The following is an 11365-nucleotide window of genomic DNA, read 5'->3' on the forward strand; positions in this document are numbered from 1 at the left end:
CCCTGCGACGGCTCGAGCAGCAACTCGGCACCGGGCTGGTGCGGCGGGGACGCGCCGGATCGTCGCTCACCCCAGAGGGAACCGTCGTCGCGCACTGGGCGCGGGAAGCGCTCGACGACGTCCGCAAACTCCTCGACGCCGCCGACGCGCTGCGCGTCGAGCGGCACGCCGAACTGACCGTCGCCGCCAGCATGACCGTCGCCGAACACCTCATCCCGCGATGGCTGGGCCGGTTCCGGGCGGTGCGCGACGACGTGCAGATCCAGCTGCAGGTGCACAACTCCATGCAGGTGTGCGACGCGGTCGCGGACGGTCGCGTCCACGTCGGATTCGTCGAGGGGCCCACCGTGCCGGAGGGGTTGCACAGCGTCGAGGTCGCCCGGGACCGCCTCGTCGTGGTCGTCACCCCGGACCATCCGTGGGTACGGCGCCGGCGCCCCGTGACCGTGGCGGAACTCGCCGCGACCCCGCTCGTGGTGCGGGAACAGGGCTCGGGCACCCGGCGCACCCTGGATCTCGCACTCGAGGAGTACGACCGGCCCGCCCCGCTGCTCGAGCTGGGCAGCGGCGCCGCGGTGCGCACCAGCGTCCTGAGCGGTGTCGGCCCGGCGGTGCTCAGCACCCTCGCCGTTGCCGACCACCTCGCGTCGGGAGAACTGCGGGTCGTCGAGATCGAGGGGCTGGACCTGTCCCGCACGCTGCGCGCGGTGTGGCGTCCGCCGCGCGCGCTGGCCGGCCCGGCGGGGGAGTTGGTGCGCATGATCGTGCGGACGCGGGCGTCGTGATCGCCGGCGAAACAACCGCCGACGGATAAGACAGCAGCGCGGTGCATCACCCGCGCGACCCGCACGGGGTTCATATGCGCGACCCGCGCAGTGCCCCCACCCCGGCCACGATCACCAACGCGATCCCCACCGCCGCCGGGAGGTCGACGAACTGCCCCAGCACCACCGACCCGGCCAGTGCCGCCGCCGCGGGCTCGAGGGCAATGAGAATCGCGAACACCCCCTTCGGCAGATCACGCAGCGCGCGGATCTCCAGCGAGTAGGGGATCACCGAGGACAGCATCGCCACCCCGAAGCCGGCGGCGAGAATGCCGGGGGACAGCAGTTCGGTACCGCCCGCGGCGACGCCGAACGGCAGCACGGCCACCGCCGCGACCGTCGTCGCCCCGGCGAGCGCCGCCGTTCCGGCCAGGTTCGTCGCGACGTGCGAACCCGCGACGATGTACCACGCCCACCCCGAGGCCGCGACCAGCGCGCACGCGACACCGAGCGGGTCGAGCGCCGCAGAGTCGAACCCGTTCCCGCCGACGCCGAGCAACACCACACCGGCGAGCGCGAGCAGCACCCACAGCCCGTCCCGGAGACGACGCGACAGCACGGCCGCGAGCGTCAGCGGCCCGAGGAACTCGATGGTCACGGCGACGGCGAGCGGCAGCCGCGCGATTGCCTCGTAGAAGAACGCGTTCATCACCGCCAGGCTCGCCCCGAGCGCGAGCACCCCGCGCCACTCGGCGCGCGTCCACCGCCGCGCCGCCGCGCGCGTCGTCGACCGCGCCATCGACGCCGGCCGGGCCACCGCGCACAGCACGATTGCGCCGATGACCAGGCGCAGGGTGACCGTGCCGGCCGCCCCGACCCGATCGAACAGGGTGCTGGCGAACGCGGCGCCGAACTGGATCGACAGCACGGATCCGAGAACCGCGGCGACGGGCACCGCGCGTCGCGCCGGCTCCGGGTATCGCATGTGGCCTCCACTGTCCGACGCTCCCTGCGAACCCTAACCAGCGGTCGCCGACCACGTGCGACAAAAAACAATCACGAATGCTTGATTTATGGCGGACGGCGTGTGACGCTGGACTCATGACGGAGCTGCGCACGCTTCTGGACGACCTGCGCGCCGAGGGCGACGACCTCGATGCCCTGGTCGCGGACCTTCCCGCCGACGAGTGGGCCACACCGACGCCGGCCGAAGGCTGGACCGTCGCCCACCAGATCGGTCACCTGCTGTGGACCGACCGGGCGGCGCTCCTCGCGATCGGCGACCCCGACGCGTTCGTCGCGGCCGCGCAGGACGCTCTTGCCGACCCGACCGGATTCGTCGACAAGGGCGCCGCCGAGCTGGCCGCCCGACCCCCTGCGGAACTGCTCGCCGACTGGCGTGCCACCCGCCGCGAACTCGCCGACGCCCTCGCCGCGGTCCCGGCCGGTACCAAGATCCTCTGGTACGGCCCGCCGATGGGCGCCGCGTCGATGGCGACGGCCCGGCTCATGGAAACCTGGGCGCACGGCGGCGACGTCGCCGACGCACTCGGCGTCACCCGCACTCCCACCGCGCGGCTGCGCCACGTCGCGCACCTCGGCGTCCGCACCCGCGACTTCGCCTTCGTCGTGCACGACCGCACCCCGCCCGCCGAACCGTTCCGGGTCCGTCTCGACGCCCCCGACGGCACCGTCTGGGAATGGGGACCGGCGGACGCCGCCCAGTCCGTCACCGGACCGGCTCTCGATTTCTGCCGTCTCGTCACCCAGCGGGTGCACCGCGGCGACACCGCGCTCGTCGCCACCGGCCCCGAGGCCGACGCCTGGCTCGACCTGGCCCAGACGTTCGCGGGCCCGCCCGGCGCCGGCCGCGACAGCCGGGCGGCCCGATGAGCGCACCCGTGCGGATCGGCAACTGCTCGGGCTTCTACGGTGACCGGCTCGCGGCGATGCGGGAGATGCTCGAAGGCGGCGACCTCGACTATCTGACCGGCGACTACCTCGCCGAACTGACGATGCTGATCCTCGGCCGCGATCGGATGAAGGATCCGAATCTCGGCTACGCCAAGACATTTCTGCGTCAGGCCGAGGACTGTCTCGGACTCGCGCTCGACAAGGGCGTCCGGATCGTCACCAACGCCGGCGGTCTGAACCCGTCGGGATTGGCGGCCGCGCTGCGCGAACTGGCCGGGCGACTCGGCGTCGATGCGACCGTCGCGCACGTCGAGGGCGACGATCTCGTCGGCCGGGTCGGCGAACTCGGGTTCGCGGCCGACCCGCCACCGCTGACCGCCAACGCCTACCTCGGGGCATGGGGCATCGTCCGATGTCTCGAGGCCGGTGCCGACATCGTCGTCACCGGGCGCGTCACCGACGCCTCCGTCATCGTCGGGCCTGCGGCCGCGCACTTCGGCTGGGCCCGAGACGATTTCGATGCGCTCGCCGGAGCCGTCGTCGCCGGGCACGTGATCGAGTGCGGCACCCAGGCCACCGGCGGCAACTACGCGTTCTTCACCGAGATCGACGACCTGGACCGCCCCGGCTTCCCGATCGCCGAGATCGCCGCCGACGGCTCCTCGACCATCACCAAACATCCCGGCACCGGGGGAGCGGTCACCGTCGGTACCGTCACCGCGCAACTGCTCTACGAGGTGACCGGCGGTCGCTACGCCGGACCCGACGTCACCGCGCGGCTCGACACCGCGCAGCTCACCCAGGACGGACCCGACCGGGTCCGCATCAGCGGGGTGCGCGGTGAAGCGCCGCCGCCGACGCTCAAGGTCTGCCTCAACTCGCTCGCCGGGTTCCGCAACGAAGCGGTGTTCGTGCTCACCGGACTCGACATCGAGGCCAAGGCCGCGCTCACCCGGCGGCAGGTCGAGGCGAACCTGACCGTCCGGCCCGCCGAACTCGACTGGACCCTGGCCCGCACCGACCACCCCGACGCCGACACCGAGGAAGCCGCGAGCGCTCTGCTGCGCTGCACCGCCCGCGACCGCGACCCGAACGTGGTGGGACGCGCATTCTCTTCCGTGGCAGTCGAATTCGCGCTCGCAAGCTATCCCGGCTTCTCGCTCACCGCGCCGCCGGGAAACGGCGCGCCCTACGGCGTGTACACCGCCGCCTACGTCGACGCCGGTCTGGTCCCGCACACCGCGGTGCTGCCGGACGGAACCGCGGTCGCGATCGAACCGGTGACGCCCACCTGCCCGCTCGAGCCGCTGCCCGAACCGGACCTGCCGCATCCGCTGCCGCCGGGACCCGTCCGCCGCGTCCCGCTCGGCACCGTCGCCGGGGCCCGCAGTGGCGACAAGGGCGGCGACGCCAACATCGGCGTGTGGGTCCGCACCGACGACCAGTGGCGGTGGCTCGTCCACGTCCTCACCGTCGACGCCGTGAAGGAACTGCTGCCCGAGACGCGGCCGCTCACCGTGACCCGGTACGTGCTGCCGCACCTGCGAGCGGTGAACTTCGTCGTCGAAGGCATCCTCGGGCGCGGTGTCGCCTCCGGGGCCCGATTCGATCCGCAGGCCAAGGGCCTCGGCGAATGGCTGCGCGCCCGGTACATCGACATTCCCGAATCCCTGCTGGAGGCCACCGCGTGAGCATCTGGACCACCCCCGAACGCACCGCTCTGCGCGAGACCGTGACCGGCTTCGTGCAACGCGAGATCCTGCCGCACCTCGCGGACTGGGAACGTGACGGTGAACTGCCCCGCGACCTGCACAAGAAGGCCGCCGCGTTGGGGCTGCTCGGCGCCGGCTTCCCCGAATCGGTCGGGGGGTCCGGCGGCGACGCGGCCGACACCCTGACGATCTGCGAGGCGTTCCACGAGGCCGGCGCCTCCGGCGGTGCGTTCGCGTCGCTGTTCACCTCCGGCATCGCGCTGCCGCACCTGATCGCGGCGGGCGATCCCGACCAGATCCGCAGGTGGGTCGCGCCGACGCTCGCGGGGGACCTGATCGGTTCGCTCGCGATCACCGAACCCGGAGGCGGCTCCGACGTCGGGCACCTGACGACCCGCGCCGTCCGCGACGGCGACCACTACATCGTCAACGGTGCCAAGACGTACATCACCTCCGGATGCCGCGCCGACTTCGTCGTCACCGCCGTGCGCACCGGCGGCGACGGAGCGGGTGGGGTGTCCCTGCTCGTGATCGAAAAGGGCACACCGGGATTCACGGTGTCCCGTAAGCTCGACAAGATGGGCTGGCGCGCCTCGGACACCGCCGAACTGTCCTATGTGGACGTGCGGGTCCCCGCCGCGAACCTGGTCGGCCCCGAGAACACCGGATTCGGGCAGATCGCCATGGCCTTCGTCGCCGAACGCATCGCCCTGGCCGCGCAGGCCTATTCCGGTGCCCAACGCTGCCTCGATCTGACGGTCGCGTGGTGCCGCGACCGCGAAACCTTCGGCCGTCCCCTCATCACCCGCCAGTCCGTGCAACGCACCCTCGCCGAGATGGCCCGCCGCATCGACGTCGCCCGCGTCTATGCGCGGCGCGTCGTCGAACGCTCCTTGGAGGGCGACGGCGACCTCATCGCCGAAGTGTGCTTCGCCAAGAACACCGCCGTCGAGGCGGGTGAATGGGTCGCGAACCAGGCCGTCCAGCTGTTCGGCGGGCTCGGCTACATGGCCGAATCCGAAGTCGAACGCCAGTACCGGGACATGCGCATCCTCGGCATCGGCGGCGGCACCTCCGAGATCCTCACCGAGCTCGCCGCGAAACGATTGGGGTACAACGGATGAGCGTCCTGACCACCCGGATCGACCCGGCATCGGCGGAGTATCGCGCGGCCTCGGAGGCGATGACCGCCAAACTCGCCGAACTCGACGCCGAGCACGCGAAGGCCCTCGCCGGCGGCGGCGAGAAGTACGTCGCGCGGCACCGCGCGCGGGGCAAGCTGCTGCCGCGCGAACGCATCGAAATGCTGATCGACCCGGACTCGCCGTTCCTGGAGCTGTCCCCGCTGGCCGCGTGGGGCACCGAGTTCCCGGTCGGGGGGAGCATCGTCACCGGGATCGGCGTCGTCGAGGGCGTCGAATGCATGATCACCGCCAACGATCCCACCGTTCGCGGTGGCACCAGCAATCCGTGGACTCTGCGTAAGAGTCTGCGCGCCAACGACATCGCTCTGCAGAACCGCCTGCCCGTGATCTCGCTCGTCGAGTCCGGCGGCGCCGACCTGCCCACCCAGAAGGAGGTGTTCATCCCGGGCGGGCGGTTGTTCCGCGACCTCACGCGCCTGTCCGCGGCCGGGATCCCCACCATCGCGTTGGTCTTCGGGAACTCCACCGCCGGTGGCGCCTACATGCCGGGGATGTCCGACCACGTCGTGATGATCGAGAAGCGGTCCAAGGTGTTCCTCGCCGGCCCTCCGCTGGTGAAGATGGCCACCGGTGAGGAGTCCGACGACGAGTCCCTCGGTGGTGCCGAAATGCACGCGCGCACTTCCGGTCTCGCGGATCATCTCGCCGTCGACGAATACGACGCGCTGCGCATCGGGCGCAACATCGTCCGGCGGCTGAACTGGCGCAAGCAGGGTCCGGCTCCGCGCCCCGGCGTCCGCGAACCACGCCACGATCCGGAGGAACTCCTCGGGATCGTGCCGGAGGATCTGCGCAAGCCGTTCGACCCGCGCGAGGTGATCGCCCGCTTCGTCGACGACTCCGACTTCGACGAGTTCAAACCGCTGTACGGCTCGTCGCTGGTGACCGGCTGGGCGCAGGTGCACGGATTCCCGGTCGGGATCCTCGCCAACGCGCGCGGGGTGCTGTTCAACGAGGAATCGCAGAAGGCCGCGCAGTTCATCCAGCTCGCGAACCGTGCGGACACGCCACTGTTGTTCCTGCACAACACCACCGGCTACATGGTGGGCCGGGAATACGAGGAACGCGGCATGATCAAGCACGGCGCGATGATGATCAACGCGGTCTCCAACTCGACGGTCCCGCACATCTCCATCCTGATCGGCGCCTCCTACGGCGCAGGGCACTACGGGATGTGCGGGCGCGCGTACGATCCGCGGTTCCTGTTCGCGTGGCCCAGCGCGAAATCCGCCGTGATGGGCGGGGCGCAGCTCGCCGGTGTCGTCTCGATCGTGGGTCGTGCCGCTGCCGAAGCGCGTGGCCAGGCGTTCGACGAGGCCGCCGATGAGGCGATGCGGGCCGCGATCGAGCAGCAGATCGAAGCCGAATCGCTTCCGATGTTCCTGTCCGGGCGTCTCTACGACGACGGCGTCATCGACCCCCGGGACACCCGAACCGTGGTGGGGATGTGCCTGTCGGCGATCGCCACCGCCCCGATCGAAGGCGCCGACGGTTTCGGCGTCTTCCGGATGTGAGGCCGCGATGACAGTGTCCCGTGTGCTCGTGGCCAACCGCGGCGAGATCGCCCGCCGGGTCTTCGCGACCTGCCGCCGCACCGGCCTCGCGAGCGTCGCGGTGTTCTCGGACGCCGACGCCCGCAGCCCGCACGTCGATGATGCCGACGTCGCCGTGCGCCTGCCGGGGCACGCCCCGGCCGACACCTACCTGCGCGGCGACCGGATCGTCGAGGCCGCGATCGCCGCCGGCGCCGACGCCGTGCATCCCGGATACGGATTCCTCTCGGAGAACGCCGGATTCGCCCGGAGTGTGCAGGACGCGGGACTCACGTGGGTCGGGCCGCCGCCGGCGTCGATCGAGCAGATGGGATCGAAGGTCGAGGCCAAGAAGCTCATGGCCGCAGCCGGGGTGCCGGTCCTCGCCGAACTCGATCCGGCCGCCGTCACCGCCGCCGACCTGCCCGTGCTCGTCAAGGCATCCGCCGGAGGCGGCGGACGCGGCATGCGGGTGGTGCGCGACCTCGCGGACCTCGACGGTCAACTGGCCGCGGCCCGCCGCGAGGCTCAGGCCGCGTTCGGCGACCCCACCGTGTTCTGCGAGCGCTATCTCGAGACCGGCCGGCACATCGAGGTGCAGGTCCTCGCCGACCGCTACGGCACCGTGTGGGCGGTCGGCGAGCGCGAATGCTCCATCCAGCGGCGGCACCAGAAGGTCGTCGAGGAGGCGCCTTCGCCGCTCGTCGAGGCCGTGCCCGGGATGCGGGAGCGTCTGTTCGAGGCGGCGCGGCTCGCGGCGACCGCCATCGGCTACGAGGGTGCCGGGACCGTCGAATTCCTCGCCACGGGAACCGGAGCGGACGGGCAGGCGGGCGAGTTCTACTTCCTGGAGATGAACACGCGCCTGCAGGTCGAGCACCCGGTCACCGAATGCACCACCGGCCTCGATCTCGTGGACCTGCAGCTCCACATCGCAGCGGGAGGCCGGCTGGATCCCGAACCGCCTGCGGTCCGAGGTCATTCGATCGAGGTGCGGCTCTATGCGGAGGATCCGGCGCGCGACTGGCAGCCGCAGTCCGGCACGGTGCATCGGCTCGCGTTGCCCACGGCGCCCGCCGAATTCGCGGTGCTGCGCGAGACCGGGGTGCGACTGGACTCCGGCGTCGTCGACGGCACCGAGGTCGGGGTGCACTACGACCCGATGCTGGCCAAGGTCGTCTCCCGGGCGCCGACCCGCGCGGTCGCGGCACGGCTGCTCGCCGCCACCCTCGCCTCCGCCGAGGTGCACGGGGTGCGCACCAACCGCGACCTGCTGGTGAACGTGCTGCGGCACCCGGCGTTCCTCGCCGGTGACACCGACACCGCGTTCTTCGACACGCACGGGCTCGACGTGTTGTCGGCTCCGCTGGCGGACCGGCAGGCCGAGGCGGTCTCGGCGCTGGCCGCGGCCCTCGCCGACGCCGCGCACCGCCGCGCCACCGCGTCCGTGAACGCGGGTCTGCCCGGCGGATGGCGGAACCTGCCGTCGCAACCGCAGGTCAAGACGTTCACCGGCGATCTCGGTGAGCACGAGGTGCGCTACCGGCTCGGCCGCACCGGGCTGGACACGGCCGGGTTCGACATCGGGTTCGAGACGGTCGTCCTTCTCGATCTCCGGCCCGACCGGGTGGTACTCGAACTGGACGGGCTGCGCCGCGAGTTCCGGGTCGCGCGCTACGCCGATGCGGTGCACGTCGATTCGGGGCTCGGACCGGTCCGGCTGCGCGAGGTCCCGCGCTTCACCGATCCGTCGACGCAGGTCGCCGCGGGGTCGCTGCTCGCACCCATGCCCGGGGCGGTGATCCGCCTCGGCGCCGAGGTCGGCGACACCGTCACCGCCGGGCAGCCGATCCTGTGGCTCGACGCGATGAAGATGGAACACACGATCACCGCCCCCACCTCGGGGGTCCTCACCGAATTGAACGTCACCGTCGGCGCGCAGGTCGCCGTCGGCGCGCTCCTGGCCGTTGTCACCGAGCCGGACGCGCACACCGTAGAAGGAGAACAGGCATGAGTGTCATCGAAACCGAGGAACAGAAGCAGCTGCGGGCCGCGGTCGCCGCGCTCGCCGAACGCTACAACTACGTCGACTACGTGCTGCCGAAGGCCCGCCGCCACGAGCCGCTGACCGAATTGTGGGACGAGGCATCGAAACTCGGCTTCCTCGGTGTGAACCTGCCGGAGGAATACGGCGGCGGTGGCGCCGGGATCTACGAACTGGCGCTCGTGCAGGAGGAACTCGCCGCGAAGGGATGCGGGCTGCTGCTGGTCGTCGTGTCGCCCGCCATCTGCGGCACCATCATCGCCAAGTACGGCACCGACGCGCAGAAGCAGCAGTGGCTACCGGGCATCGCGGACGGTTCGAAGATCATGGCGTTCGGGATCACCGAGGCCGACGCGGGATCGAACTCGCACAGGATCTCCACCGTCGCCAAGCGTGACGGTGAGGACTGGATCCTCCACGGCAGCAAGATCTTCATCTCCGGTGTCGACCAGGCCGACGCGGTGCTCGTCGTCGCCCGGACCGAGGACGCGAAGACCGGCAAGCTGCGCCCGGCCCTGTTCATCGTGCCCACGGACACCCCCGGCTTCGTCAAGACGCCCATGGAAATGGACATCATCGAACCCGACCATCAGTTCACCCTGTTCTTCGACGACGTGCGACTGCCCGCCGACGCCCTGGTCGGTGAACCGGAAGCGGCACTGATGCAGTTGTTCGCCGGGCTCAACCCCGAACGCATCCTCGGTGCGGCGATGGCGGTCGGGCTCGGCCGCTACGCCCTCGACGCGGCCGTGCGCTACGCCGGGGAACGCACCGTGTGGAAGGACCCCATCGGTGCGCACCAGGGCATCGCGCATCCGTTGGCGCAGTGCAAGATCGAACTCGAGCTCGCCAAGCTGATGATGCAGAAGGCCGCCGTCCTGTACGACAGCGGTGACGACTTCGGTGCCGCGGAAGCGGCGAACATGGCGAAGTACGCGGGCGCCGAGGCCAGTATCAAGACGCTCGACCAGGCGATCCAGACCCACGGCGGTGGCGGCCTCACCCAGGAGTACGGCCTCGCGTCGCTGCTCGGTGCCGCCCGCATCGCGCGGGTCGCTCCGGTGAGCCGGGAGATGATCCTCAACTTCGTGTCGCAGCATTCCCTGGGGCTGCCGAAGTCGTACTGAAGCCGCAGCGGGGGACCGCCGGAACAGGGAGACTTCAGTGAGGAGGTAGAGGAGGTAGTGGTGGTGGCCGATCCGGAACGATCCGAGCCGTACGTGCGGTACAAGACGTCGCGCGGCTTCGCGAGACTGACGCTCGACTCACCGCACAACCGCAACGCACTGTCGGCGCGCATGCTCGACGAATTGCGTCGCGGCCTGGACACGGCCGCGTCCGATCCCGGCGTCCGCGCCGTCGTCCTCACCCACACCGGCGGAACATTCTGTGCCGGAGCCGACCTCGGCGAGGCGGCGGACAACCCCGTCGAGGCGGCCGCGGAACGTACCCGGGAGATGACGGCGCTACTGCGGGCGTTCCTGGAACTGCCGAAACCGGTCGTCGGGGTGATCGACGGTCACGTGCGGGCCGGGGGGATGGGGCTGGTCGGCGCGTGCGACATCGTCGTCGCGGGACCGCGCTCGACCTTCGCGCTGACCGAGGTCAGACTCGGGCTCGCGGCGTCGATCATCTCCCTGACCGTGCTGCCCCGCCTGTCCCAGCGGGCTGCGGGCCGGTACTTCCTCACCGGCGAACGGTTCGGCCCGGAGGAAGCGGTCGCGATCGGCCTGGTGACGATGGAGACGGACGATCCCCACGGGACCGTGCACGAACTGCTGGCAGAACTGTCCGAGTGCTCGCCGCAGGGCCTGGCCGAGTCGAAGCGGTTGACCACGATGCGGATGCTCGCGGACTTCGACCGATACGGCGACGAGCTGGCCGCGCAGTCCGCGCGTCTGTTCGGTTCCGAGGAGGCGGTCGAAGGGGTGACGGCGTTCCTGCAGCGCCGGCGCCCGTCGTGGACGCGGATGTGAAGCGGTCGGCGCGGTGCTTTTGATCGAGCGGGCTTCCGTGAGGAACAGTGCAGGCATGAGCACAGGGCAGGGCGACGACAGCCGACGACGCGCGGAGCAGGAACGCAGCCGCGCCACCCGTACGACGATTCTCGATGCCGCTGTCGAAGTCCTGGTCGCGCACGGATATTCGCGTGCGACCACCGTACGGATCCAGCAGGCCGCCGGGGTGTCCCGCG

At 71.0% G+C, this 11365-nt stretch carries 10 protein-coding genes; 9 read left to right on the top strand and 1 reads right to left on the bottom strand.

What is annotated here, in order from left to right; genetic code table 11:
- A partial coding sequence (locus tag I0Q12_RS08110) for a LysR substrate-binding domain-containing protein (RefSeq protein WP_197251446.1) occupies positions 1-785 on the top strand: 785 nt, incomplete at its 5' end.
- Between the two features lie 70 nt (positions 786-855).
- Here the strand turns inward: I0Q12_RS08110 and I0Q12_RS08115 are convergent.
- Positions 856-1749 (bottom strand): DMT family transporter, encoded by an 894-nt coding sequence (locus I0Q12_RS08115; protein WP_197251447.1) that lies wholly within the window; start codon positions 1747-1749, stop codon positions 856-858.
- Between the two features lie 116 nt (positions 1750-1865).
- On the opposite strand from I0Q12_RS08115, the gene I0Q12_RS08120 reads away from it, so the two are divergent.
- From I0Q12_RS08120 to I0Q12_RS32375, 8 genes are all read left to right on the top strand, one after another.
- Positions 1866-2657 (top strand): TIGR03084 family metal-binding protein, encoded by a 792-nt coding sequence (locus tag I0Q12_RS08120; protein ID WP_197251448.1) that lies wholly within the window; start codon positions 1866-1868, stop codon positions 2655-2657.
- The gene (locus tag I0Q12_RS08125; RefSeq protein WP_197251449.1) at positions 2654-4369 is read left to right on the top strand and encodes an acyclic terpene utilization AtuA family protein; all 1716 of its coding nucleotides are present in this window, start codon (positions 2654-2656) and stop codon (positions 4367-4369) included. The genes I0Q12_RS08120 and I0Q12_RS08125 overlap by 4 nt, the downstream gene beginning before the upstream one ends.
- Positions 4366-5514 (top strand): acyl-CoA dehydrogenase family protein, encoded by a 1149-nt coding sequence (locus I0Q12_RS08130; RefSeq protein ID WP_197251450.1) that lies wholly within the window; start codon positions 4366-4368, stop codon positions 5512-5514. The genes I0Q12_RS08125 and I0Q12_RS08130 overlap by 4 nt, the downstream gene beginning before the upstream one ends.
- A complete protein-coding gene (locus I0Q12_RS08135; RefSeq protein WP_197251451.1) occupies positions 5511-7109 on the top strand; it encodes an acyl-CoA carboxylase subunit beta in 1599 nt (532 codons plus the stop codon). Before I0Q12_RS08130 ends, I0Q12_RS08135 begins: the two co-directional genes overlap by 4 nt.
- A 7-nt stretch (positions 7110-7116) precedes the next feature.
- On the top strand, positions 7117-9141 hold the full coding sequence (locus tag I0Q12_RS08140; RefSeq protein WP_197251452.1) for a biotin carboxylase N-terminal domain-containing protein: 2025 nt from the start codon (positions 7117-7119) through the stop codon (positions 9139-9141).
- Entirely contained in the window at positions 9138-10298 is a 1161-nt protein-coding gene (locus I0Q12_RS08145) for an acyl-CoA dehydrogenase family protein (RefSeq protein WP_197251453.1), read from the top strand. The genes I0Q12_RS08140 and I0Q12_RS08145 overlap by 4 nt, the downstream gene beginning before the upstream one ends.
- A 63-nt stretch (positions 10299-10361) precedes the next feature.
- Positions 10362-11147: an enoyl-CoA hydratase family protein gene (locus I0Q12_RS08150; RefSeq protein ID WP_197251454.1), complete on the top strand. Its 786-nt coding sequence runs from the start codon at positions 10362-10364 to the stop codon at positions 11145-11147.
- Positions 11148-11202: 55 nt separating this feature from the next.
- The coding region (locus tag I0Q12_RS32375) for a TetR family transcriptional regulator (protein ID WP_231610261.1) at positions 11203-11365 on the top strand (163 nt) is incomplete at its 3' end.

This window comes from Rhodococcus sp. CX, from assembly GCF_015865005.1.
Lineage (GTDB): Bacteria > Actinomycetota > Actinomycetes > Mycobacteriales > Mycobacteriaceae > Rhodococcus.

What these genes read in the sequence shown, in the direction of transcription:
- I0Q12_RS08125 (WP_197251449.1), top strand. Translation starts at nt 2,654, where the DNA reads ATGAGCGCACCCGTGCGGATCGGCAACTGCTCGGGCTTCTACGGTGAC.
- I0Q12_RS08120 (WP_197251448.1), top strand. Translation starts at nt 1,866, where the DNA reads ATGACGGAGCTGCGCACGCTTCTGGACGACCTGCGCGCCGAGGGCGAC.
- I0Q12_RS08135 (WP_197251451.1), top strand. Translation starts at nt 5,511, where the DNA reads ATGAGCGTCCTGACCACCCGGATCGACCCGGCATCGGCGGAGTATCGC.
- I0Q12_RS08115 (WP_197251447.1), bottom strand. Translation starts at nt 1,749, where the DNA reads ATGCGATACCCGGAGCCGGCGCGACGCGCGGTGCCCGTCGCCGCGGTT.
- I0Q12_RS08145 (WP_197251453.1), top strand. Translation starts at nt 9,138, where the DNA reads ATGAGTGTCATCGAAACCGAGGAACAGAAGCAGCTGCGGGCCGCGGTC.
- I0Q12_RS08140 (WP_197251452.1), top strand. Translation starts at nt 7,117, where the DNA reads ATGACAGTGTCCCGTGTGCTCGTGGCCAACCGCGGCGAGATCGCCCGC.